Source organism: Clostridium sp. HBUAS56010, assembly GCF_007115105.1.
Lineage (GTDB): Bacteria > Bacillota > Clostridia > Lachnospirales > Lachnospiraceae > Lacrimispora.
In genome coordinates, this window is sequence record NZ_SULJ01000001.1 from 348,780 (window position 1) to 373,347 (window position 24,568).

A 24,568-nucleotide genomic window follows, 5' to 3' on the forward strand; every position below is an offset into this window, starting at 1 on the left:
TTTCTTTTTTATTCCAGAATCTCGCAGGATAAAGTACTTCCTTTTCTAAGCTCCTGTCTTGCATGCTGTATCTTTGAATCCATTGTTTCAAGTTCAGCCAACAATCTTTTTTCTTCTTCGCTGGTTTCTATGACTTTGCTGATACCACCATTTTTAATGATGATCCGTTTATCTGCCATAAGCGCCAGAAGTGGATCGTGAGTTGCCATTAATACAATCTTATCCGAAGAAACTAACAAATCTAATGCCTTTTTCCGGTCAATTCCAGCATTTTCAATCTCATCAATCAATACAATTGGAGAAGAACTTAAGATGGCAGTATCGGCAATCATAAGAGCTCTTGACTGTCCGCCGCTTAAGCTGGTAACCGGAGTGTTTAAATCGAATTTCTCTCCAGCGAGATTATTTGCAGATTTAATAATGTTATCAATAACAGACTGGGGGTCTTCTACCAGCCGGCTGACTGCGTGCATGTTTAAGAATTCCTGCACGGTCAGGTCCATAACAAAGTTCATATTTTGAGAAAGCTGTGCCACCAGGCGGTTATTGGAAGAAAATCTCCATTTGTTATCCGGAACTTCTCCATTAATTAAAATGCTCCGTCCGGTGGGGGTATCGTTTTGTGCTGCCCATTCAATATCAGCCAGAAGACGGCTTTTCCCGGAACCAGTAGGTCCTACAATGGAGATAATCTGTGAGGTGAGAGCCGTCAGCTCTTCAAATCCTTCCGGTGTTCCGGATTTATCATGACCAGCAACAATGGTCAGGGACATGACCTGGCTGGTAGCCTGGTTAAGACCTAGAAAAGCCTGCATCTGCTCGATATATACTGGAAAATCCGAGAGAATCTTTTCTTTATCAATTGCCTGGTCTTCTAATTCTTCTTCTGTAAAATGATCCAGATACTTAGAAAATGTATTCTTCTCATACCCGGAGATATCAAGCTTATTCTGTTCAAAGTAAGAAGAAGCAAAAGGATAATCCGTTAATATTTGTTCCAATGTCAGGTTTATCATGACTTATCAGCCCCCAAATCAATTTTTTTGATGTTGCCCATCTGATAGGCTTCTCCGATTCTCGTTTCGCCAAGGCAGTAAGAGCACAGGGCAGATGGCATGGCAAAACGAAGTTTCATGCCCTGAACGGATTTAATATCCTGGCTTTCATCGTATAAAAGACTGCCCAGTTCATACGCACCTTGTCCGGTAAGTCCGTTGACGTGCATGGTAACTGCCCGTGGATTGACGGAGCTTACGCAGGAGGCAAAGACTTCCCGTTCTGCCTGGGATACAATATCTCCTTTTGTAATGACTACAAAATCAGCAGCCTTTAACATTGGGCCAATCTTTTTTGGAGTGTTAATGCCTGATAAATTATCAATGACACAGACCCCTTTAATATCTTTTAAATAAGGGGAGCATCGGTTACACAGACCGGCAGATTCCGTAATGAGAAGATCCAGGTTTTCCTGATTGCCCCAATTTACGACTTCCTCAATGTTGGAGGCAAAGAAATGATCCGGGCAAAGAGCGCCAGACAATCCCTTTTTCACAGGAATTCCTGCTTTTTCATATGCCAGGTCATCGTCTGTGTATAAACAGTCAAACTTTACAACGCCTACTTTGATATTCCTTCTGCTGTAAGATGCAATTACTTTTAAAATAATCGAGGTTTTCCCAGAAGAGGGAGGTCCCGAAAAAATAATCAGATTCATAAATTCTCCTTTTCTGAAGCCTGATAGAATTTAGCCTCTATGGTTTTTATCAGTTCGCCGATATCGTGATTGTGGATAAAGTCCCAGCCAATCCACATGAAATTCTGATCCTTGGTCAGGTGATTGTCAACCAGTGGGTTTGTGGAAGGGAATTTTCCGCTGGCGGAAAGAACTTCTCCTACTTCCCTGGAGTAAAGGAAATCCACAAAAGGTTTTACCTTATCTTTGTTCTTTGCTCTTGCAAGAAGAAAGATAGGGCTGATAATTGCGCCGTCTTTTGGCCATACGGGGCGCATGGGGCTCTTTTCATCTACCATACTGGCAAAGAAGTAAGGCGTAACGGTTATAGCCGGAGCTTTTAAGTCGCCTTTTGCCATATGGGACTTTACCATCTGTGCCGGATGCATGCTGCGCAGAAGGGCTTTGCCCATTTTCTCAACGCCTTCTTCTCCATAATACCGGTAGATATGAAGCAAAAAGGCATTAAACATATCTAAGTCTTTCATTGGAAGACTGATGCTGTTTTCGAATTCCGGCTTCATTAAATCTGCCCAGCTCTCAGGCATGGGGCGGTCGCCCAATACCTTTGTATTCACCATGAAGATGGCAGCAACCACGCCGATAATGGCATATTGTCCTTTGGGATCTTTTAAACAAATCTCTTCATTGTCGAAATCAGAATTGATCTTATCCAGCCCTGAAATATCCTCAAATTCTCCAGCTTCCCGGTAACGTCCCATGAGACCTTTGTCAAAGAACAGATCAAATCCTGCGGATAAATATAAGTCAGAGAGGGCATCGGCATTACCGTTTGCAGCAACAACCCGTTCTTTTACATCATCGAGACCTAAATTGGCAGATTTTAAGTTATAGTCAACCGTATAACCAAGAGAATCTTTTTTACTTTCCAGCCAGCCTTCAAACTTTTCCATAAGAGGAAGCCGGATCGGGCAGGGAAGAACACCTTCAATCCGGATATCGCCGCCGGATTCTTTTTTCATGGGAGCAAGTCCGGTTGAAGTATCTGGTGCTGTTTGTTCAATTACTTCCGTCAGTTTCTGGATAAAAGCATCCGGATTCAGTTTTCTCATGTTAAGTGCCATGGCAAGTGTAACGGTTTTACCAAGAGTTTTCCTCATAACAGGATTATTTAGTTGTTCAAAGCCGTTGGATACAAAAAAGCTGATGGTCTCCGGGTATTTTTCTGTAATATCATATATAGTATCTGTAACTTTTACATAGTTTGACATAAGATCTTCCTTTCTATATTAAAAAATAAATGTTCCCTGCTTCATGTGCTGTTATCATAACACAAGTATGACCATTTGTTTGTTGTAAATACAACGAAGCTTTCAAGGATTGTTGATACAAATTATTATGTATCATAATAATAACCCTCAATTTCTTATAAGAAAAGAAATTAAGGGTTTTGAAAAAAGAAATTAAAGATTTTTAAAAAATTTCAATAGAACGCTGGATTTTTCATATAAAGTGGGATTATCATTGCCAGGGCATAATTTTGCAATGCCAATCTGTGTCTTCACTGCATTTCTTATGCGGAAATAGGTAAGCTGGGGAAACATCTGCAAATTAGCCAGTTGTCTCGGCAGAATAGCACAACCGCCTTTTTGCACCAGAAGAGGATAAATCATCATATGTCTTGGAAATGTCCCTGCAAAATCTTTTTTAAATCCAATGCTGTTTAACTGGACTCTCGCTAATCTAAATATGTCAGAATCGTTTGTAATGGTATAGATATGTTCTAACTTTACTCCTGCCAGATCAATCTCACTCCCCTGCTCAAACGGAAATGCTTCTTTGTTGCAGATTAAAACCATCTCGTCTGTAACAAGAGGAACCGTTTCATATTGGGTCCGGGAAAGAGAATCCAGACGGCAGATCGCAGCATCAATCTCTTTTTGGAATAATTGTTTTAGCAGATGGTTCTGGTCAGATTCCTGTATGTCCAGGGAATAATTACTGTAACACTCCTGAAATCGGAGAAGCGGTTCCATGATTCCGCTTTCAGCCAGACATGGAATAGTACCGATGGATAACTGGCAGATACATGGAGAAATACCGTATTTGTTTAATTTAAACCGCAGCTCATGAGAGAACTTACGGATGTTAAGCGCATATTCCAAAAAAATATTTCCTGCTTCCGTCAGTTCTGCTTTGGTATTGCTTCTTATAAACAATACCACACCCAGTTCATTTTCGATTGCTTTAATGTGTTTTGATAAAGCTGATTGTGAAATATAGATGCTGTCAGCGGCGGCTGAAAAATTTTTGTATTCAGCTAATGCCAGGAAATCATCAATCCATTTTGTCATACGTATTGCCCCCCTCCTGCTTTAAATATCGTATAAAGCAGTCTGTATAATTATATCGCGACAAAAAATGCGGTTTTAAGGGAAATTTTGTCACCAGATACATTATAATACAGAATGAGCAGAAGTAGAATACGAATTTACTTTTTCTTTTGACATTTTCGAATGATTCATCATAACTGTTTCGACAAAACACGACATGGTATTTTCCCTGTTTCTGTTGGTTTCCTCTATATTTTTCTTATTATATTCTCTTTTTTTGTCTGAATGAACAGTCTCTAAATATTATGAAATTATCCTTTTCTATTTTGGAATATTGTAATTCCTTTTTCGAATTGCAAGCCTGTTTTTTTGTGTTTATAATCAAGCCAGTTGATATCCGGTTAATTAAATACCGGATATTGTAATAGATAAACCTTCAAATAACAGTAACAGGAGGAAGTATCATGGCAAAAGTATACCAGGATTTACGCAGTTTCCTTTCCACATTGGAAGAAAACGGCCAGTTAGTACGAATAAAAGATGAAGTTAATCCAGAACCAGACATTGCTGCGGCTGGCAGAGCGGCAGCGAATATTGAGAATGCACCTGCCGTACTTTTTGAAAAAGTAAAGGGATATCCATATCGTGTAGTTACCAATGTCCATGGTTCCTGGGCAAATCATGCCCTTATGCTTGGAATGGATAAAATGGCTACAACAAAGGAACAATTTCATGAGATAAACCGCCGTTGGGACCGATTTCCTGTAAAACCCGATGTCCTTACCAGATCTGATGCACCTTGTAAGGAGAACACCATTGAAGATCCCGATAAGGTGAATCTATTCGAGATCCTGCCTCTTTACCGGATTAATGAGCAGGATGCAGGCTTTTTCCTTTCCAAAGCCTCTATTATTACAGCAGATCCCAATGAACCAGATAACTTCGATAAGTTAAATGTCGGTACTTACCGAATTCAGGTAAAGGGGAAAAACCGTGTAGGAATTCAGGCTCTTGCATTCCATGATATTGCGGTCCAGTTAGAAGCCGCAGAACGGAAAAATGAAAAGGTTCCTATCTGTATTACCGTAGGAAACAGCCCACTGGTAACTTACATGGCTTCCACTCCGGTTATGTACAGCCAGAATGAATATGAATTTGTAGGAGCATTGCAGGATGGGGTGCCAACCCAGATCGTGAAATCGGATCTTTATGACAATCTTTATGTTCCTGCAGGGTCAGAAGTGGTTTTGGAGGGATACATAGAACCCCGCGTCCGTGAAGTAGAAGGTCCTTTTGGTGAATTCCCAGGTTCTTACTCCGGTTCCAGGCGTCAATGCGTGATAACAATTACTCATGTAACTCATCGGACCAATCCAATCTTTGAGAATCTCTACCTTGGTATTCCGTGGACAGAGATTGACTACTTAATGGCGCTGAATACATCAGTTCCCCTTTATCAGCAGATTAAACGGGATTTTCCAGAAGTGCAGGCAGTTAATGCCATGTATACCCATGGAATGGGTTGTATTATTTCAACCAAAGTCCGTTTCGGAGGTTTTGGAAAAGAGGTGGCATTCCGTCTTCTTTCCACTCCCCATGGAGGTTCATACAGTAAAATCATCATTATTGTAGATGAATTTGTGGATCCGTTTAACCTGCCTCAGGTTATGTGGGCGGTTACAACCCGTGTTCGACCGGATAAAGATGTGGTGGTCATTCCCAACTGTCCTGGAATGCCTCTGGATCCTTCGTCTTATCCTGCTGGAATTCATTCCAAGCTTATTATTGATGCTACCACACCAAAAGACCCGGAACCCAACCCCCGTGAAGTGGAACTGTTAAAGCCGCCAGCCGGCTATGGGAACTATGAAGCGCTGATCCGCCAGTTGATGTCCAGTCAGCAGCCACAAAAGTGAAAGGAGAACAGATCATGAAATGTCCCCGCTGTGATGGAAATAAGATTGAAGTAATTGCAACTTCACCAGTAGGCAATGTATGGGAAGTGTATGAATGTATGGACTGCTTTTATTCCTGGCGTTCAACCGAAACTCCTCATGTCCACGAAAAATTCAAACTGACAAAAGAGCAGATTGAGACTCTTCCGATGATCCCGCCCATTCCTCCACTTGATGAATGACGCTTTGTGGATTATTATGTGAGAAATAAAATATAGAAAGGCTATATTACGATGATAGAGGAAACTTATGGAAAAGGAAAATACCGTATTAATTTAAGTGTCCATGCTACCAGTGGCTTTGGTCTTGCTGTGTTTATAAGAGGAGGGGACAGACCTCATCTTGGAGGAGTTGCCCTGGCTTCTCCTGGTGCACGACTGGAAGGAGAGGCCTTATCCAGTTGTGATCTGTGGACAATTACCGTCCCCGGTCATAAGGATTCGGAACTGGCACAAGATGTGGCAAAAAAAATATGCAAAGCATCAGGTGAACCTGTATCCGTAAGCCTGGGAGTGCATATACAGGATGCAAAAGAAAGTGATATCAAACAGATATGCGAAAATACAGATAAAGTAGTCGCTCTTTTTTTAGAAAAATATCTATAAAGAGTACAGATAAGAGGGATAAAGATGGGTGAGAATAAAGCGTCAAAAGTTTTGTTGAAAAGTCTTTCCGTGAAAGGGAAGCTGATTGTAGGATTTGGGATTGTATTTGCAATATTACTGGTGTCTCTTGGGACTTCTGCATTAAGCATAGCAAGCATAGGAAAGGAAGTTCAGATGTATTCCAGATATACCTATCCTCTTACCAGTTATAATCTTTCTGCACAGGTTCATATGGTTTCTGTACAGCGTTATCTGGTTATGGCGATTTTTGATAAAGAATCAGGAATGGACTATCAGGAATCTCTTGCCCTGTCTGATCAGAGTGTAGAAGGCTTTAAGAAAAATATGGAAGCATTTGCTGCTCATCAGCGCAGCGGGGCAAATAAAGATAATATTGCCCAGGTGATGCAGCATGTGACTGAGGCAGAAGAAGCCCGTAAAGAGATTATTGATCTGATTAAGGATCCTTCCAAAAAAGACACGAAGAAAGCTTACGATATATTTCAGAATAAGTTTGTTCCAGCCTTCAACCAGATTTCCCAGATCATGGATGATATGAATGCGGTTGGTACTCAGAAAGAGGCAGTACAGAGCCAGACTACAAAAATGATTGTTTCCCGGTCATGGGTGATTCTGGCAGTGGTTTTAGTCAGCGCCATTCTGGCTACCATTGGTGTGATTATAGCGCTGGTACGTGCAATTTTAACTCCTGTAAAAGAGATTGAAAAAGTTTATGAAGAAATGGCAAAAGGAAATCTTCATTCCACGATTGACTATGAAAGCAATGACGAATTAGGGCGTATGGTGGAAGGAATCCGGAATACCAATGAGAGACTGACTGCCTATATTGAGGATATTATTGAGAAACTAACCCTTCTTTCCAGGGGAGATATGCGTATTTCCATGGATTTGGATTACATTGGAGACTTTGCTGTGATCAAACAGTCTCTGATAGAGACAACAGCTTCCCTTAATTCCACTATGCTGGTGATACAGAATTCTGCAGATCAGGTCAATACAGGAGCAGGACAGGTTTCTGATGGGGCACAGGCGCTTGCTTCAGGTGCAACAGAACAGGCAGCAACCATAGAAGAATTAACATCAGCCATTCAAAGTGTTACTGAAAAAGCTGAGAAAAATACAGTTTCTGTACGAAAAGCAACAGAATATGTGGCACAGGCAGGGCAGGGTGTAAATAAAAGTAATGACCGCATGAAGAATTTAAATACGGCAATGCGGGAGATCGGAGAATCTTCCGAAGAAATCTCCAAAGTCACAAAGCTGGTAGAAGACATTGCGTTTCAGACCAATATACTTGCTTTAAATGCAGCCGTAGAGGCAGCACGTGCCGGAGAAGCCGGCAAAGGATTTGCTGTTGTTGCAGATGAAGTAAGAAATCTTGCAGCCAAATCTGCTGAAGCGGCAAAACAGACGGCAACACTGATCCAGGAATCAAACCAAAAGGTTGCAGAGGGAGAAAAGATTGCCAGTGATGCTCTTTTACTTTTAAATGAGGTTGCCGGGAAAGCCACATTGGCAGATGAAGCGATTAAGGAAATTGAAGCGGATTCCATGGATCAGACCAATTCCATCGTGCAGATCAACCAGGGCTTGTCACAGGTGTCCTCTGTTGTCCAGACCAATGCAGCAACCGCAGAAGAAAGCTCTGCCTCCAGTGAAGAACTGACCGCACAGGCTCATATATTACGTGATGAGCTTTCAAAGTTTAAGCTGACGGGTAATCAGGCTTGACATTCCAGGACAGATCAGTTATCATACCAATAAATTTGTAGTTTCATAGAAATACGGTTCAGCCTTTTGCTGATTAATAGAGAAGTCAGGTGAGATTCCTGCATAGTCCCGCTGCTGTGATAGTGTGGATGTTTTATGGAGTATTCCGGCCACTGAGAGAGATCTTGGGAAGGTTTAAGCATCCGCTGATGAAGAATCAGAACACTTAAGTCAGAAGAACTGCCGTATTTTTTAATGATTTCCTCGCGGATGACGATGGGAACAGCATGATAGAATCAATTCAGGGATGGCAAGATGTTATTTTGGTATGTCTGATTTTGAATTGTTGTTCGATAAAACGCCCCTAGTATTTGCGAATCAGGCAGATATCAGGGGCTTTTTATTTGCATAAATATAAGACATTACCAAAGAGTAAGGAGAAAGAAATGAAAAAAAAGTTTGATTGCCCTGACGATTGCCCTGGCACTGCTTACTGTAGGTTGTTCCCCAGCGGGCACCGTCAGCAAAAACACGGTGGAATCGGTTTCAGCGGAAACAGTATCACAGAAAGAAGTAAAAGCAGATGATTATGAGGAAGTAGTTATTCAAAATGGAGACAGAACGATTACCTTTTCATCCATGCCGCAAAAAGTATTGTGCTGTAATCTTTACAGTGCCGAAAATATGGTAATGCTTGGACTTGAAGATTACATAGCAGGAAAGAATGTACCTGCAAGTAAGGCGGAAGCACCACTTCCCGAACTGGCAGAGAAGTTTTCTTCAATTCCGGAAGTAGAAGTATCTCATGAAAATGCAGTGGCACTGGATACCGATCTGATTATTGGTCAGATCAGTGCATTTCAGGAAAGCAAATGGGGCAGTTATGAATGTTTGACAGCAAAGGCATTAACTGCTACACCATAACCGGAACCATTGAACCGGATGAAACCATCGAACACGTTTATCAGGATATTGAAAATCTCGGAAAAATATTCAAGGTAGAGGATCGCGCAGAGGGTTTGATTCAATCAATGAAACAGGAAATCTCCGGCATACAGAAGGCTGCATCCGGTGTAGAGGAAAAAGATAAATTAAAAGTATTTGTATTAGACAGTTTTAAAGGAAATGAGATTTATACAACATCAGCAGGACTTCAAAGCAATCTGATTGAACTGGCAGGAGGAATTAATTCTACCAGAAATATGGCAGATTCCCGCTGGTTTAACACCAGTGTAGAGACACTTGTAAAGGCAAATCCAGATGTCATTATCTTTAATGATTACGGGCAGCAGTCCATAGAAGATAAGATCTCCTTTGTAACCTCCAACCCAGCACTTTCTGATGTTACTGCTGTAAAGAATCAGGCATTTTTAACCATGCCTTTGGTGTCTGTAATGCAGGATATCCGCGGGGCAAATGCCTGTAGAACCATTGCAGAGTATTTATATCCAGACCTTATGGAACAATGAGGCTGATCAATATGAAAGAGTTCCGGGGAATACTTTTGTTTCCATTATTAATTGCGGCTCTATTTGCTACTATTGTGTTTGTAATTGCAAAAGGGTCTACGGATATTCCGTTGTCTACTGTATATGGTATCTTAACGGATCAGATTTTTCACGGGGGAAAGGAACTGAAAGAGGGATTATGGGCAAGGCCGGATTACCAGATCATCTGGAACATCCGGCTTCCCAGAGTGCTGTTTGGTGCTCTGTGCGGTGCAGGTCTTGCCCTGTGTGGTGCAGTCATGCAGGCACTTGTACTTAATCCGATTGCGGACCCATATATTCTTGGAATCTCCTCTGGTGCATCATCAGGAGCGGCTTGTGCCCTTCTTCTCCCCATTCCTTTCTTCCATGGACCGTATCAGACTGTAATTATGGCGATGGCAGGGGCTTTATTGTCCTCTGCGTTTGTCTATACCACGGCAAGGATTTCCGGAGGAGGGACCTTGCGTCCTGTCACTTTGCTCCTTTCGGGAATGGCTGTCAATGCGGTCATGAGTGCGGTTACTGGCTTTCTTATTTTTGCAGCAAAAAGTTCTGAAAGTATTGCCGCTGTATATAACTGGCAGATGGGTAGTCTGGCAGCAGCCCAGTGGACCACTTTGCCAGTTCCCGCCTTGGGAGTTTTGTCAGGAATCTGTATCTGTGTATTTCAATCTGGAAAATTAAATTTGATGATGATGGGAGATGAAGATGCAGCGGCACTTGGACTTTCTGTAAAACATTTTCGTGTGGGTATGTTTATTATCTGTTCTGTTATTGTTGCTTCTCTCGTTTGTGTAACAGGAATCATCGGATTTGTAGGTCTGGTTGTGCCTCATGTAGTGCGGATGCTGATCCGTTCCAGCAACAACCGGCTTGTTCTTCCTCTCAGTGCACTTTTGGGAGCCATTTATCTCTTATGGGCGGACAGTGCAGCACGAAGTGCATTTCATGCAGCAGAACTGCCCATCGGTGTTATTACAGCTTTTGTAGGCGCTCCATTCTTTTTATACTTAATGGTGAAAAAAGGGTATGAAAGTAAGGATTAGGCTGAAAGGATAAAACATAAGTGATGAAGATAGAATATCAGAATATAGGAGTTACCCTTGGGGGAAAAACAATCCTTTCCGGGATCAGCCTGACTGCAGAGCCTGGAAAAATAACAGGAATTGTGGGACCTAACGGATGTGGAAAATCAACTTTATTAAAAACAACCCTGGGCATTTATCCCAGGGACAGCGGAGACATTCTCTTAAATGGAACTTCATTAAGCCAGATAAGCGGTGCTGAAAGGGCAAGGCTCTATGGATATGTGGGGCAGGAGAATAACAGTATTTTTGATTTCTCTGCATATGAAGTTGTTTCCATGGCAGTTCACAAAAAAAGAACCAATAGAAGAAACAAAGAAAATGACATTGTTATGAGTGCTCTGGAACAAGTGGGAATTGTTCATCTGAAAGACCGTAATATTAAAAATCTCTCAGGCGGAGAACGTAAGCTGGTTTTTATAGCCAGAGCTTTTGCTCAGGAGGTAGATACCATTCTGCTGGATGAACCCACCAATCATTTGGATATTAAGCACCAGTTATTTATTCTGGATACATTAAAACAAAGCCGGAAAACTATTTTAATTGTTCTTCATGATCTCCGGCTGGCGGCTCATTACTGTGATACTCTTTATCTGATGGATCAGGGAAATGTTCACTCTTTTGGCTCACCAAAAGAAGTTCTTTCCAAACAAAAGGTACGCCAGGTGTTTGACGTAGAAGGAGCAGTCTCTGATAAGGGAGAGGGAGCTTTGGATTTTGATCTTAAAATGGGCTGACTTTTTAAAGATGATTGGATTGGTGTTGATTAATCCGGGAAAGTCCTTTATAATTATTCCGTATATCATTATGGATTAATTATAAAATGTGATCGTTTCACATGTAAAAAAGGAATCAGAATGAAAAAATTAGCGTTAAGTGATGAAATTTTATTAAAGATTGAGAAGCCCGCCAGGTATATTGGCAACGAAGTGAATATGGCGAGAAAAGACCCAAAAGCGGTAGATATCCGTTTTGGTATGTGTTTTCCTGACGTCTATGAGATTGGTATGTCCCATTTGGGGATGCAGATTTTATACGATATGTTTAACCGCAGGGAAGATATTTATTGTGAACGGATTTTTTCTCCGTGGACGGATTTGGATCAGATTATGAGGGACCAGAAGATCCCTCTTTTTGCGTTAGAATCACAGGATCCCATCAAAAATTTTGACTTTATCGGAATCACGCTTCAATACGAGATGTGCTATACGAACATTCTACAGATTCTTGATCTCGGTCAGATTCCGTTTCACAGCAAAGACCGGGGGGAGGATGACCCGCTGATTATAGGGGGAGGACCCTGTGCATATAATCCGGAACCTCTGGCTGAGTTTTTCGACTTGTTTTATATCGGAGAGGGAGAAACCGTTTATTTTGAACTGATGGACCGCTATAAGGAAAATAAGAAACAGGGCGGAACCCGGAAGACGTTTCTTGAGATGGCAGCAGAGATTGAAGGGATCTATGTACCTTCATTTTATGATGTGGCATATAAAGAAGATGGCACCATAGAAAGCATAATACCTAATAATCCCCATGCAAAAGAGAAAGTAAGAAAACAGCTTGTAACAAGCTTAGATGATGCCTGGTATATTGAAAAACCAGTTGTTCCTTTCATAAAAGCAACTCAGGACAGGGTGGTATTAGAGATTCAGAGAGGCTGTATCAGAGGCTGCCGTTTCTGTCAGGCAGGTAATGTGTACCGCCCATTGAGGGAACACAGTCTGGAATATCTAAAGGATTATGCCTATAAGCTTTTAAAGAGTACCGGACATGAAGAGATTTCTTTAAGTTCTCTAAGTTCCAGTGATTACACCTATCTGGAAGGAATCGTTAATTTTCTTATTGATGAATTTAAGGATAAGGGTGTGAATATTTCCCTTCCTTCCTTAAGGATTGATGCGTTTTCTCTGGACGTTATGAGTAAAGTTCAGGATATAAGAAAGAGCAGTCTGACTTTTGCACCAGAAGCAGGATCTCAGCGACTTCGTGATGTTATTAACAAAGGGTTGACGGAAGAGATTATTTTAAAAGGAGCCAGAGAAGCATTTGATGGCGGCTGGAACCGTGTAAAGCTTTACTTTATGCTGGGACTTCCTACTGAAACCGTTGAAGATATGGAGGGAATTGCAGAACTATCGGAAAAAGTGGCAGAAGAATACTACGAAATCCCGAAAGATCAGAGAAATGGAAAAGTCCAGGTGGTTGCAAGCTCCTCATTTTTTGTTCCTAAACCGTTTACACCATTCCAGTGGGCAAGAATGTGCACCAAAGAGGAATTTTTGGAACGGGCTTATATTGTTAAGGACAAGTTCCGTACCATGCTGAATAAGAAGAGTTTAAAATACAATTATCATGAAGCAGACTTAACTGTTCTGGAAGGTGTTCTTGCACGTGGGGATAGAAAAATTTCATCGTTAATCGAAGAAGTTTATAAAAATGGTGCTTTGTATGATTCATGGTCCGAGCATTTTAAAAACGATATCTGGATGAAAGCATTTGAGACCTGTGGTCTGGATCCGGACTTCTATACAGTAAGAGAAAGAAGTCTGGAAGAAATATTCCCCTGGGATTTCATTGATTCGGGTGTAACAAAAGAATTCTTAAAAAGAGAATGGCAGAATGCCATCGGCGAAAAAGTAACTCCTAACTGCCGGCAGCATTGTACGGGCTGTGGAGCAATGAGTTTCAAAGGAGGAATCTGCTATGAAGATAAGATTTAAATTTTCAAAACACGGACCGGTAAAGTTTATTGGACATCTGGATATCATGCGTTATTTTCAAAAAGCCATGCGAAGGGCAGAGGTTGATATCAAATACAGTGAAGGATTCAGCCCTCATCAGATTATGTCTTTTGCTGCTCCTTTGGGAGTAGGTCTTACCAGCAATGGAGAATATATGGATATCGAAGTAAATTCCATGTCTGATACAAAAACTATGCTGGAACAGCTCAATGCAGTTATGGTGGAAGGAATTAAAGTTACCGAATGTCATATTCTCAGTGATCAGGCGAAGAATGCCATGTCCTTAGTAGCAGCAGCCGACTATACTCTTGCGTTCCGGGAAGGAAAAGAGCCTGATAACCTGGCAGAATTTTTTAACGGTCTGAAAACATTTTTAGATCAGCCTCAGATTCTCATAACAAAGAAGACAAAAAAAGGAGAAAAAGAGGTTGATATTAAACCATGGATTTATGACCTTTCCGTTGAAGATGAAACAATCTTTATAAAAGTCTCTGCTGGCAGTTCTGACAATTTGAAACCGGAACTGCTTATGGAAGCCTATTATAACTGGTTAGGAAAAATAATGCCGGAGTTTGCCTTTGAGATTCAAAGGGAAGAGGTTTATGGAGATGTGGGCGATGAAGAAAAACGTGTTCTTTTGCCTCTGGGGCTGATCGGAGAAGCCTGTGAGTAAACTTGTTATAACGAGATGGAACGGTGCAGTTATTACCCTTCTTCATTCTGGAAAAGAGGCAGTTCAGATTTACATTGAACCGGAGGATGAGAAGCCTGTTCTAGGTAATATTTATATTGGAAAAGTAAATAAGGTTGTTAAAAACATCAATGCAGCTTTTGTTGATATTGGCAAAGGGCAGATGGGGTACTTAAATCTGGGTGATGGCATGGTTCAATATTCTGACGGACGTCTGTGTGACAGAATGCTGCGTCAGGGAGATGAGATTCTGGTTCAGGTGGAGCGGGATGCGGTTAAATCCAAAGCCCCTGTTCTCACGGGGAATCTAAACATTACAGGCCGCTATTTTGTAGTAACATCCGGAAAAAAACACATTGGTTTTTCTTCTAAAATTACAGACCAATCATGGAAGTCTACGATGAAGGCCAGACTCTCAACCATAAAAGGGGATAACTTTGGCATTATTGTCCGAACCAATGCTTATAATGCTTCTGAGACAGAACTGGAAGCAGAATTGAAGCGCCTTTCTGAATGTCTTGATAAAATATATGAAGATGGAAAGTTCAGAACCTGTTTCAGCCTTTTGCATAGTGCAGAGCCTGCTTATTTATCCGGGTTGAGAGACAGTTTAAAGTCTTCTCTTGAAGCTGTTATCACAGATGAAGAGGATATTTATGAAGCAGTAAGAACTTATTTAAACCAGAATCAGCCAGAAGATTCCAGCCTTCTGATCCGATATGAAGACTCCCTTCTTCCTCTTTCTAAGCTATACCGGATTGATAAAACCATGGATGAGGCATTAGGGAAAAAGGTATGGTTAAAGTCTGGGGGATATCTGGTAATTGAGCCTACAGAAGCCCTTACGGTTATTGACGTAAATACTGGGAAATATTCAGGTAAGAAACAGCCCCGTGATACCATTATGAAGATAAATCTGGAATCGGCAGAAGAAATCGGGCATCAACTGCGCCTGAGAAATTTATCGGGAATTATAATTATTGATTTCATTGACATGGAGACTGAGGAAGATAAGAAACTTCTGGTAGCCAGATTAACTGAGATTTTCTCAAAAGATCCGGTTCAGACTACGGTTGTAGAAATCACAAAGCTGAATCTGGTGGAAGTCACCAGAAAAAAAATCAGAAAACCTCTTCACGAACAGGCAGCACAGATATAAAAAAACGGATAGGTGATTGAAACAATCAGCCTATCCGTTTTTTTCTGTTATTTCTGAAATTGATGATGGAAAAGATCATTACAAAAATCATATTAACACTCAAAATACCGATTGCGGCAACAATACCCATGTGATCAGCCGCACCACCTACCATCTGTGGAGCAATGATACCTCCAAGTGCAGAGATTGCTGTCAACAGAGACATTCCCGCGGTAGAGCCTTTAATAAGAGGACCTGCGTTGGCAATACAGGTGGGATAGATTCCAGAAAGAAAGAATCCCATTCCCAAAAGGGCAAACGTGATAAATGGAAGGCTTTTGCATGTAATCAACAGGAAGAAACACAATGCGCTTCCAAAAGATAAAATAAGAATCATAAGACTTTTTTCCAGTCTTTTTGACAGAGCTGCGCACACCAGCCGGCCAGCCATAATGACCAGCCAGGTAAAGGATACCAGAGTTGTAGCATAACTCAGGCTCATAACACCGGTATTTTGCAGATAGGTCACAAACCAGCCGTTGATACAGTTCTCAATGCCCAGATAAAAAAATAAAATTAAAGCAATGCAGTAAAAAGGAAAAGATTTGAGGAAAGATCTCGAGTGATCCTTTTCCTCTGGTACTGATTTGTCTTTTTTGCTGGTTGTTTTTAAAAGCGTATCATCCATGGTGCCATAAGAGATGGCGGTTGTTGCAGTCAGAAACAAAATGACATATAAAATTGCTTTCCAGTCAAATCCCAGCCTCATCAGTACGGCTGTAAGAAAAGGAGCAAGAAATGCACCGATTGCAAAGCTGCAGTGAAGCAGATTCAGTTTTCCAGTGGCTTTATCCCCGAAGATGTCATTGACCGCACCATTATTTAAAATAGTAACACTTCCACGTACCAATCCATACACCAGCATGGTTCCATATATTACGGGAAAAGGAGGAAGTATGCTTAAAATCAGCAGACACACAGGCGCTAAAAGGGTGATGAAAAAGATTGCCGGTTTCCTTCCTGTCCGGGATACAATCATGGGAAATAAAAAACTGGCGCTTAAATTGCCGATTGCCATTCCGGACAGCAGACTGCCTGCAGCCAGAAAACTGATCCCAGCCTCTTTCATGATCGAGGGCAGAATTGCTCCAATAACAAGAACCGCCATGCCGCTGACCGCATATCCATAGCAACAGCGGAAAAAAATGTGATTAGATCTGTCTGTTTTCATAGATAATACTCCTTTGCAGTTTCAAATACTTCTATTATACTAAGAGTGACCGGGAATAACAAGAAGAAACTTCCATGGAAAGAAAATTATAGATTATTTTATGATAAAAAATATTGACATAACTGCTATGGAATGTTATATTAAACAAGTATGCCGCACAATGAGGTTAAAAGTTTTCATATTTTATGAAACACCGAAGTTGGCGAGTAATGATAATAGGAGGTGCCATATGTACGCGATTATTGCAACAGGTGGTAAGCAGTACAAAGTAGCGGAAGGCGATATCATTAAAGTTGAGAAGCTTGGTGTTGACACTGGTGAAGCTGTCACATTTGACCAGGTTCTTGTTGTGAACAATGGAGATTTATCAATTGGCTGCCCGACTGTAGCAGGTGCTACCGTAACAGGTACAGTTGTAAAAGAAGGCAAAGCAAAAAAGATCATTGTTTACAAGTATAAGAGAAAAACAGGATACCATAAGAAAAATGGTCACAGACAGTCTTATACACAGGTTAAGATCGAAAAGATCAATGCTTAATTATGATAAGAGTAACCGTATTTGTTGATTCAGAGCAACATTATACAGGAATTAAAATGTTGGGACATGCCGGTTTGGCGGATAACCATCAGGACGGACAGGAACTTGTCTGTGCAGCGGTTTCTGCGCTTACCTTTAATATGTCTAACAGTGTAGAGCAATTTACAGAAGATTCCTTTGAAGTGGATCAGGAAGAAAAGACAGGTACTTTTCATTTCCGTTTTACCTCGACCGTGAGTTCCGAATCACAGCTCCTTATGAATTCTCTTATATCCGGTTTGCAGGATATTGAGGAGGAATATGGAGAACCATATATTAAAATCCTATTTAAGGAGGTGTAAGCTATGTTGAAAATGAACCTTCAATTTTTCGCTCATAAAAAGGGTGTTGGTTCTACAAAGAACGGTAGAGATTCCGAGTCTAAAAGATTAGGTGCCAAAAGAGCTGATGGTCAGTTCGTATTAGCAGGTAACATTCTTTACAGACAGCGTGGAACTCATATTCATCCAGGCATCAACGTAGGCCGCGGCGGTGATGACACATTATTCGCTAAGGTGGATGGTGTTGTTAGATTTGAGAGAAAAGGCAGAGACAAAAAGCAGGTTTCTGTTTATCCAAAAGTAATTAACGAATAATTGGACCGGCTTCATACCTTGACGTATGGAGCCGTTTTTTATCTCATGGGTAATTTTCCTATGAGATAAAAGCCCTCTGGGTATATTTCGTTTTGATAAAGCGGAAGATATCTAATTGAAACCTGTATTTTTAATAGAATAGAAAGGAAACAGGTGAATGAATGTTTGCTGATAGAGCAAAAATATATATTAGATCCGGTAAAGGCGGCGACGGTCATGTCAGCTTTCGGAGAGAACTTTATGTTCCGTGTGGCGGACCTGACGGTGGGGATGGCGGCCGTGGCGGAGATATTATTTTTGAAGTAGATGATGGTCTGAATACCTTAACTGATTTCCGACACATTCAAAAATATGCTGCAAAAGACGGTGAAGCTGGTGGAAAACGCAGATGCCATGGAAAAGATGGACAAGACCTTATCATTAAAGTGCCGGAAGGCACGGTAATTAAGGAATTTGAATCGGGAAAAGTAATTGCGGATATGTCTTTGGGAAACCGCAGAGAAGTTATTTTAAAAGGTGGAAGAGGCGGGCAGGGAAATATGAATTTTGCAACGCCTACCATGCAGGCACCTAAATATGCACAACCCGGACAGGCCTCCCAGGAACTATGGGTACAGCTTGAATTAAAGGTGATTGCAGATGTGGGTCTGGTTGGATTTCCAAATGTTGGAAAATCTACACTGCTGTCAAGAGTCAGCAATGCAAAGCCAAAGATTGCCAATTATCATTTCACAACCTTAAACCCTCATTTGGGAGTGGTAGATCTTGATGGCGGCGGATTCGTAATGGCTGATATTCCCGGACTTATTGAAGGCGCTTCCCAAGGCGTAGGACTGGGACATGATTTCCTTCGTCATATCGAACGAACAAGAGTTCTGGTTCATGTTGTGGATGCAGCATCTACAGAAGGCAGAGATCCCATTGCGGATATTCATGCCATTAACAAAGAGTTAGGTGCTTATAATCCAGAGCTGCTTGAACGGCCCCAGATTATTGCTGCCAATAAGACTGATGTTATCTTTGCAGAGGATGAAGATCCTGTTGAGAAGCTGAAAGCTGAATTTGAACCAAAGGGTATCAAGGTTTATCCTATATCTGCGGTAAGCGGAAAAGGGATAAAAGAACTGTTATATGCTATTAGTGAAATGCTGAAAACAGTGAATTTATCACCGGTAATCTTTGAAAAAGAATTTGATTTAAAGGGACTTGCCAATATATTACTTCCTTATTCTGTAGAAGTAACAGAGGATGGTGTTTATGTAGTGGAAGGACCACGGATTGATAAGATGCTGGGATATACGAATCTGGAATCAGAAAAGGGATTCCAATTCTTCCAAAAGTTCTTAAAGGATAACGGAATACTGGAAGAACTGGAACAGGCCGGAATTAAAGAAGGAGATACGGTTCGCATGTATGGTCTGGAATTTGACTATTACAAGTAAACAAGGAGAATATTATGACAAGTAAGCAGAGATCCTATTTAAAAGGATTGGCGATGAATATAGATCCGATTTTCCAGATCGGGAAATCAAGTCTGACACCGGAGATTACAAATGCCATTATCGAAGCTTTGGAGGCAAGGGAATTAATAAAGATAACTGTGCTTAAAAACTGCATAGATGATGGAAGCAGTATCGCAGCCGTTCTTTCAGAGAGAACCCACTCCGAAGTTGTTCAGGTAATTGGAAGGCGTATTGTCCTTTATAAACGGGCAAAAGAGGAAGCAAAAAGAAAGATTGAGCTTCCAAAGTAACTCCTTTATTTTAAAACCACGGAGCCAAAGATTATGGGTAAAATAGGAATTATGGGTGGAACATTCGATCCGATTCATAACGGTCATATCATGCTTGGAGAACAGGCGTATAAAGAATACCAACTTGATGAAGTTTGGTTTATGCCCTCTGGGCATCCGCCCCATAAAAAAAATCATCATGTAACTGCTCCCCAACTGCGCCTTGCCATGACCGGAAAGGCCCTTCAGGGACGGCAGGGGCTTTTCTGTTCAGATTTTGAGGTGAAACGGGAAGGGAATACCTATACCGCACAAACATTGCGGCGGCTTCATAGAGCTTATCCGGAACATGAATATTACTTTATTGTAGGTGCAGATTCTCTTTATGAAATTGAGAACTGGTATGAACCGGAACAGGTGTTGTCATTGGCAGTTATTTTGGCTGCTTCAAGAAAATATGAGGATGAAGATCGTTCCATGGGTCAGCAGATTGATTATCTGACCTGTAAATATCATGCAGATATCCGTAAACTTCATTGCAAAGAGATGAATCTTTCTTCTGCTGAGCTGCGTGATAAAGTTTTTAAGGGAGAATCCATTAATCCGTATGTTCCTGCAAGTGTCGTGAATTATATTCAGGTTCATGGATTATATCAGGAGATAAAAACATGAAAGAGTTAATCTTTAATCTGAGAAAAGATCTGATGGATAAGTTAAGTCCACAAAGGTATGAACATACAATTAGTGTATCATTTATATCGGTTGCTCTTGCAATGCGGTATGGAGGTGATCTGGAACGTTCGGAATTAGCAGGGCTTCTTCATGATTGCGCAAAGTTTTTTAAAGATACCGAACTGGTAACACGATGCAGGGAACAGCAGATTCCGTTAACTGCAGACGAAACCAATGCTCCGGCGGTACTTCATGCACTATATGGAAAATGGCTGGCACAGCATAACTATAAAATTGAAGATGTACAGGTACTTGATGCCATACGATGGCATACCACCGGGCGACCAAAGATGTCTTTATTGGAAAAGATTATTTTCGTTGCGGATTATATTGAACCAAGACGTGATAAGGCTGCAGACCTGGATTTGGTTCGGTCCATCGCTTTTGTAGATTTGGATGAGTGTGTTTATTTGATTTTAAGGAGTACTCTGGAATATCTAAGAGGAAAAGAACGTTTTGTGAATTCTATGTCTGAACAGGCATATGCTTACTACGAGCAGATTCACAAGGAAAAGAAGGGAGAGCAATAATGAATCAGTCAGTTGAGATGGTGAAAGCAGCATATAATGCGTTATCTGATAAAAAAGGCGAAGATATCAGTATTATTGATATCCGTAATGTATCAGTTGTAGCAGATTATTTTATTATTGCCAGTGGTACAAATACAAGCCAGGTACAGGCAATGGTTGATAATGTGGAAGAAGAGCTGGGCAAAAAAGGCTTTGTCTGCAAGCAGATGGAAGGATACCGGACTGCAAACTGGATTTTAATGGATTATGGTGATATCATTGTCCATGTGTTTGATCGGGATAACCGTTTATTCTATGATCTGGAAAGAATCTGGAGAGATGGAAAGACGATTGAGATGAAAGATTTGGATTCAATGGAATAAGTCTGAATGAAAAAGCGGCTTAAGTGTAAGCCGTTTTTTATGTATCAGTGAATAAAATATATCTTGTTTTAAGCCGGCTGTACTGGTTGACATAAAAATATTATGTCAACCAGTACAGCCGGCTTTCGTATGCCACAGGGATTTGTTCTTTCTGCAGTTTTTAGTGGATACCAATGCGGAAAAGCCCAATAACTTTTCCCAGAATCTCCACATGGTCTACAATAATCGGTTCCATAGAATCGTTTTCTGGTTGAAGTCTATAGTGTCCATCTTCTTTAAAGAAACGCTTGACAGTGGCAGAATCATCTACCAGTGCAACCACAATCTCTCCATTGGCGGCAGTGGGACAGTGCATAACAATAATCTGGTCCCCTTCCAATATGCCTGCATTAATCATGCTGTTGCCTCTTACCTTTAACATAAAGGTCTCTTCGTTGGGAAGCAGATCAGAGGGTATTGGATAGTAATTCTCAATATTTTCCTCAGCATAAAGAGGCTGACCGGCTGCGACTGTTCCCAATACAGGGACATTCACGACCTCTCTGCGGGTAAGATTAAAGCAGTCATCAATAATCTCAATGGTTCTGGGCTTTGTCGGATCTCTTCTTATGTATCCCTTTTCTTCCAATGTCTCAAGATGAGAGTGAACGGAAGAGGTAGACTTTAAATGAACTGCCTCGCAAATCTCCCGGACTGCGGGGGGATAACCCTTCTTTAATATCGTCTCTTTTATATATTCTAAAATTTCCTGCTGCTTGGGTGTAATTTTCTCTTGTGCCATCGCACAGCCTCCTCAATCCTTTATCATTAACACTATAGTAACATATGTTCGAACAAAATGCAAACCTTTGTTCGAAAAAGCGGAAAAGGAATTGACAAACATATGTTTGGGTGCTATTATTTCCATATAACAAGAACACATGTTCTTAATTCGTTTTACAGGAGGCATCCGTATGATAAAAAAGTTTATTATCTTGTTGCTTATGATGGTGTTGGGATCAGGAATACTTGGCTATTCCATGGGGAATCAGCCCGCTGAGGCTATGGGCGCGGAAGCAGTAGAGAAGTATTATACCAGCATTCTGATCAAGCAGGGAGACAGTCTATGGAGTATTGCAGGAAAGTATAGGGAACACAGCGGCTTAACAGTGGAACAATATGTAAAGGAACTAAAGAATATGAATGGATTAAAGGAAGATGTGATTCACAGTGGTCATTATTTGACAGTTATGTACTTTACTCCAGGTGAGAATCCCTAATATGTTGCATTACACTTAAATTTGTTGATTTTTTAAGAATAATCACTTAGAATAAATACAGTGCCTTTAGATTTCTTCTAAAGCATGATTTTTCAGAAAAAGGTTGATAAAAATGAAAATAACATTTGGCATCCTGGCTCATGTTGATGCGGGCAAGACTACGTTTTCTGAACAAGTTCTTTATAAAGAGAAGGTAATTAAGACCCCTGGCCGTGTTGATACTAAAAGTTCATATCTGGACCATGATGAAATCGAAAAAGCAAGAGGAATTACGATTTTTTCTGACATTGCTGTTTTTACCCATCACAGCAATACTTACTATCTGGTAGATACCCCAGGGCACATGGATTTCTCGTCAGAGATGGAGCGAACATTGGAAATTATGGATTATGCCGTGTTGGTGGTCAATGGCTCTGACGGCATACAGGGACATACGGAAACTATATGGAATCTGCTGAAACGTTATGATATTCCAGTCTTCCTGTTTATTAATAAGCTGGATCTGGATTCTTCTTCCTATGAACGAACAATATCTGAGGTTCAAAATCAATTTTCAACCAACATCCTTGATTTTAATCAGGTTCATCTGGAAGCTGGAGGAGAGGGAACCTTTACGGATGATCTGATTAATAATCTTTCTGAGGATAAGGAAGATCTGCTGGATCAATGGTTGGAAGGTACTGTTCAATATGAAGATTTGCTCGAAGTCTTAATTTTGCGGATAAAAGAGAGGAAGTTGTTTCCGTGTTTTGGCGGAAGTGCTCTGAGCGGAACAGGAATTGATTTATTCCTTCACGCTTTTTATGAATTTGCGAAGACTTCTTATAAATCCAATGATACTTTCAGTGCCAGAATCTTTAAAATCCGCTATGACAATCAACAGGAACGCATGGCTTTTATGAAGATTCTAGGTGGATCTCTTAAAGTCAGAGATTCTATTCTTGGATCTGAGAAGGTCCATCAGATTCGTATTTTTAATGGAGAACGGTTTCAGACCGTTTCTCAGGCCTACGCTGGAGATATCATTGCAGTTACTGGATTAGAAAGCACATTGGCAGGACAGGGGATTGGTGCCTGTTCAGATAATGCGATACCCGTCCTTGCCCCGGCACTTCAGGCAAAGGTGCTTTATTCGAAGGATATACCGAATCAGTCTGTTATAAAGATCTTTCATCTTCTTCAAGAAGAAGATCCGTCATTAAGAATGGACTGGGAGGAGTCTCTACAGCAATTAAAGGTTAATTTTATGGGTAAGATACAGTTAGAGGTGCTGGAGCAGTCTGTATTAACACGTTTTCAGATACCGGTAACTTTTGGACCGCCAGAAGTTCTGTATATGGAAACCATTCGGCAACCAGTCACTGGTTATGGTCATTTTGAACCTCTTCGGCATTATTCAGAGGTTGCATTTCGTTTAGAACCTGCACCAAGAGGTGCTGGTATTCTATTTAAGAGTCAATGTCATGTGGACCGGCTTGGAATCAATTACCAGAATCTTATTTGCACCCACGTATTTGAAAAGAATCATAAAGGAGTCTTAACAGGCGCGGTGCTGACTGATGTTAAGGTTATCCTAATTGATGGTATTTCCCATATTAAACACACGGAGGGCGGAGATTTTCGGGAAGCTGTCTATAGGGCAATCAGACAGGGGCTTATGAAGGCGGAATGTATGGTATTAGAGCCATATTACAGGTTTCGGCTACTAGTACCAGAGGAACTGTGCGGAAGATTATTAAACGATATTTTAAGACGTCATGGTACATTTGAACCGCCAGTCATTGAGGAAAAAGGGCGAGCTGTTATAGCAGGAATCGGACCTGTATCCTCTTTTATGAATTACGGAGAGGAACTAATGATAATGTCCGGAGGAAGAGCAGGCATTTCTATGACATTTTCTCATTACGATATCTGTCATAATGAGGAGGAAATCATTGCTGACAGCCAGTACAATCCAGACGCAGATATTGAGAATCCATCTGGTTCTGTATTTTGCCAAAAAGGAACTTCTTTTGTGGTGAATTGGGATGAGGCAGAACAATATATGCACACACTTCGATGATAACTGGATCTATAGATTGATT

The 24,568-nt window shown here is 40.9% G+C and carries 27 protein-coding genes and 1 riboswitch; of the genes, 21 read left to right on the forward strand and 6 right to left on the reverse strand.

What is annotated here, in order from left to right; all coding sequences use genetic code 11:
• Positions 1-8: 8 nt before the first annotated feature.
• From FAY33_RS01675 to FAY33_RS01690, 4 genes are all read right to left on the reverse strand, one after another.
• A complete protein-coding gene (locus FAY33_RS01675; RefSeq protein WP_143319026.1) occupies positions 9-1,016 on the reverse strand; it encodes an ATP-binding cassette domain-containing protein in 1,008 nt (335 codons plus the stop codon).
• Positions 1,013-1,714, reverse strand: a complete 702-nt coding sequence (locus FAY33_RS01680) for a GTP-binding protein (RefSeq protein ID WP_143319027.1) — start codon at positions 1,712-1,714, stop codon at positions 1,013-1,015. The genes FAY33_RS01675 and FAY33_RS01680 overlap by 4 nt, the downstream gene beginning before the upstream one ends.
• Entirely contained in the window at positions 1,711-2,964 is a 1,254-nt protein-coding gene (locus FAY33_RS01685; protein ID WP_143319028.1) for an ABC transporter substrate-binding protein, read from the reverse strand. The genes FAY33_RS01680 and FAY33_RS01685 overlap by 4 nt, the downstream gene beginning before the upstream one ends.
• Before the next feature lie 192 nt (positions 2,965-3,156).
• The gene (locus FAY33_RS01690) at positions 3,157-4,047 is read right to left on the reverse strand and encodes a LysR family transcriptional regulator (protein ID WP_143319029.1); all 891 of its coding nucleotides are present in this window, start codon (positions 4,045-4,047) and stop codon (positions 3,157-3,159) included.
• 443 nt (positions 4,048-4,490) lie between these two features.
• On the opposite strand from FAY33_RS01690, the gene FAY33_RS01695 reads away from it, so the two are divergent.
• The 11 genes from FAY33_RS01695 (at position 4,491) to FAY33_RS01745 (ending at position 15,486) form a co-directional block, all read left to right on the forward strand.
• Positions 4,491-5,942 (forward strand): non-oxidative hydroxyarylic acid decarboxylases subunit C, encoded by a 1,452-nt coding sequence (locus tag FAY33_RS01695; protein ID WP_143319030.1) that lies wholly within the window; start codon positions 4,491-4,493, stop codon positions 5,940-5,942.
• Positions 5,943-5,956: 14 nt separating this feature from the next.
• A complete protein-coding gene (locus tag FAY33_RS01700) occupies positions 5,957-6,163 on the forward strand; it encodes a non-oxidative hydroxyarylic acid decarboxylases subunit D (protein ID WP_143319031.1) in 207 nt (68 codons plus the stop codon).
• Between the two features lie 51 nt (positions 6,164-6,214).
• Entirely contained in the window at positions 6,215-6,586 is a 372-nt protein-coding gene (locus FAY33_RS01705) for a hypothetical protein (protein WP_143319032.1), read from the forward strand.
• Positions 6,587-6,610: 24 nt separating this feature from the next.
• Positions 6,611-8,338, forward strand: coding sequence for a methyl-accepting chemotaxis protein (locus FAY33_RS01710; RefSeq protein WP_143319033.1), 1,728 nt, complete (start codon positions 6,611-6,613; stop codon positions 8,336-8,338).
• A gap of 37 nt (positions 8,339-8,375) precedes the next feature.
• Positions 8,376-8,580: riboswitch (cobalamin riboswitch) on the forward strand.
• A 196-nt stretch (positions 8,581-8,776) separates the two neighbouring features.
• Positions 8,777-9,241 carry a hypothetical protein gene (locus tag FAY33_RS01715; RefSeq protein ID WP_143319034.1) on the forward strand — a complete coding sequence of 155 codons (465 nt, stop codon included), beginning with the start codon at positions 8,777-8,779 and terminating at the stop codon, positions 9,239-9,241.
• Complete coding sequence (locus tag FAY33_RS01720) at positions 9,205-9,786, forward strand: ABC transporter substrate-binding protein (protein ID WP_143319035.1); 582 nt, start codon at positions 9,205-9,207, stop codon at positions 9,784-9,786. Before FAY33_RS01715 ends, FAY33_RS01720 begins: the two co-directional genes overlap by 37 nt.
• A gap of 11 nt (positions 9,787-9,797) precedes the next feature.
• Complete coding sequence (locus FAY33_RS01725; protein WP_185967458.1) at positions 9,798-10,853, forward strand: iron ABC transporter permease; 1,056 nt, start codon at positions 9,798-9,800, stop codon at positions 10,851-10,853.
• A gap of 23 nt (positions 10,854-10,876) precedes the next feature.
• Positions 10,877-11,629, forward strand: coding sequence for an ABC transporter ATP-binding protein (locus FAY33_RS01730; protein ID WP_185967459.1), 753 nt, complete (start codon positions 10,877-10,879; stop codon positions 11,627-11,629).
• A gap of 120 nt (positions 11,630-11,749) precedes the next feature.
• Positions 11,750-13,615, forward strand: coding sequence for a TIGR03960 family B12-binding radical SAM protein (locus FAY33_RS01735; RefSeq protein ID WP_143319038.1), 1,866 nt, complete (start codon positions 11,750-11,752; stop codon positions 13,613-13,615).
• A complete protein-coding gene (locus tag FAY33_RS01740) occupies positions 13,599-14,309 on the forward strand; it encodes a TIGR03936 family radical SAM-associated protein (RefSeq protein ID WP_143319039.1) in 711 nt (236 codons plus the stop codon). Before FAY33_RS01735 ends, FAY33_RS01740 begins: the two co-directional genes overlap by 17 nt.
• The gene (locus FAY33_RS01745; protein ID WP_143319040.1) at positions 14,302-15,486 is read left to right on the forward strand and encodes a ribonuclease E/G; all 1,185 of its coding nucleotides are present in this window, start codon (positions 14,302-14,304) and stop codon (positions 15,484-15,486) included. Before FAY33_RS01740 ends, FAY33_RS01745 begins: the two co-directional genes overlap by 8 nt.
• A 25-nt stretch (positions 15,487-15,511) precedes the next feature.
• Here FAY33_RS01745 and FAY33_RS01750 read toward each other — a convergent pair whose 3' ends face one another.
• On the reverse strand, positions 15,512-16,696 hold the full coding sequence (locus FAY33_RS01750; RefSeq protein ID WP_143319041.1) for an MFS transporter: 1,185 nt from the start codon (positions 16,694-16,696) through the stop codon (positions 15,512-15,514).
• Between the two features lie 229 nt (positions 16,697-16,925).
• Here FAY33_RS01750 and rplU point away from each other — a divergent pair, with 229 nt between their 5' ends.
• The 8 genes from rplU (at position 16,926) to rsfS (ending at position 21,225) form a co-directional block, all read left to right on the forward strand.
• Positions 16,926-17,234 carry a 50S ribosomal protein L21 gene (rplU, locus tag FAY33_RS01755; RefSeq protein WP_143319042.1) on the forward strand — a complete coding sequence of 103 codons (309 nt, stop codon included), beginning with the start codon at positions 16,926-16,928 and terminating at the stop codon, positions 17,232-17,234.
• Between the two features lie 2 nt (positions 17,235-17,236).
• Positions 17,237-17,575, forward strand: coding sequence for a ribosomal-processing cysteine protease Prp (locus tag FAY33_RS01760; RefSeq protein ID WP_143319043.1), 339 nt, complete (start codon positions 17,237-17,239; stop codon positions 17,573-17,575).
• 3 nt (positions 17,576-17,578) lie between these two features.
• A complete protein-coding gene (gene rpmA / locus FAY33_RS01765; protein WP_143319044.1) occupies positions 17,579-17,869 on the forward strand; it encodes a 50S ribosomal protein L27 in 291 nt (96 codons plus the stop codon).
• Positions 17,870-18,030: 161 nt separating this feature from the next.
• Entirely contained in the window at positions 18,031-19,311 is a 1,281-nt protein-coding gene (gene obgE / locus FAY33_RS01770) for a GTPase ObgE (protein WP_143319045.1), read from the forward strand.
• A gap of 14 nt (positions 19,312-19,325) precedes the next feature.
• A complete protein-coding gene (gene yhbY, locus FAY33_RS01775) occupies positions 19,326-19,622 on the forward strand; it encodes a ribosome assembly RNA-binding protein YhbY (RefSeq protein ID WP_143319046.1) in 297 nt (98 codons plus the stop codon).
• 33 nt (positions 19,623-19,655) lie between these two features.
• Positions 19,656-20,273, forward strand: a complete 618-nt coding sequence (gene nadD, locus FAY33_RS01780) for a nicotinate-nucleotide adenylyltransferase (RefSeq protein WP_143319047.1) — start codon at positions 19,656-19,658, stop codon at positions 20,271-20,273.
• Complete coding sequence (yqeK, locus tag FAY33_RS01785; protein ID WP_143319048.1) at positions 20,270-20,863, forward strand: bis(5'-nucleosyl)-tetraphosphatase (symmetrical) YqeK; 594 nt, start codon at positions 20,270-20,272, stop codon at positions 20,861-20,863. Before nadD ends, yqeK begins: the two co-directional genes overlap by 4 nt.
• Entirely contained in the window at positions 20,863-21,225 is a 363-nt protein-coding gene (gene rsfS / locus FAY33_RS01790; RefSeq protein WP_143319049.1) for a ribosome silencing factor, read from the forward strand. The genes yqeK and rsfS overlap by 1 nt, the downstream gene beginning before the upstream one ends.
• Before the next feature lie 160 nt (positions 21,226-21,385).
• Here rsfS and lexA read toward each other — a convergent pair whose 3' ends face one another.
• Complete coding sequence (gene lexA, locus FAY33_RS01795) at positions 21,386-22,006, reverse strand: transcriptional repressor LexA (protein ID WP_143319050.1); 621 nt, start codon at positions 22,004-22,006, stop codon at positions 21,386-21,388.
• 172 nt (positions 22,007-22,178) lie between these two features.
• Between lexA and FAY33_RS01800 the strand changes: the two genes are divergently transcribed.
• Entirely contained in the window at positions 22,179-22,484 is a 306-nt protein-coding gene (locus FAY33_RS01800) for a LysM peptidoglycan-binding domain-containing protein (protein WP_143319051.1), read from the forward strand.
• 112 nt (positions 22,485-22,596) lie between these two features.
• Positions 22,597-24,546: a TetM/TetW/TetO/TetS family tetracycline resistance ribosomal protection protein gene (locus tag FAY33_RS01805; protein ID WP_143319052.1), complete on the forward strand. Its 1,950-nt coding sequence runs from the start codon at positions 22,597-22,599 to the stop codon at positions 24,544-24,546.
• Positions 24,547-24,568 lie beyond the last annotated feature (22 nt).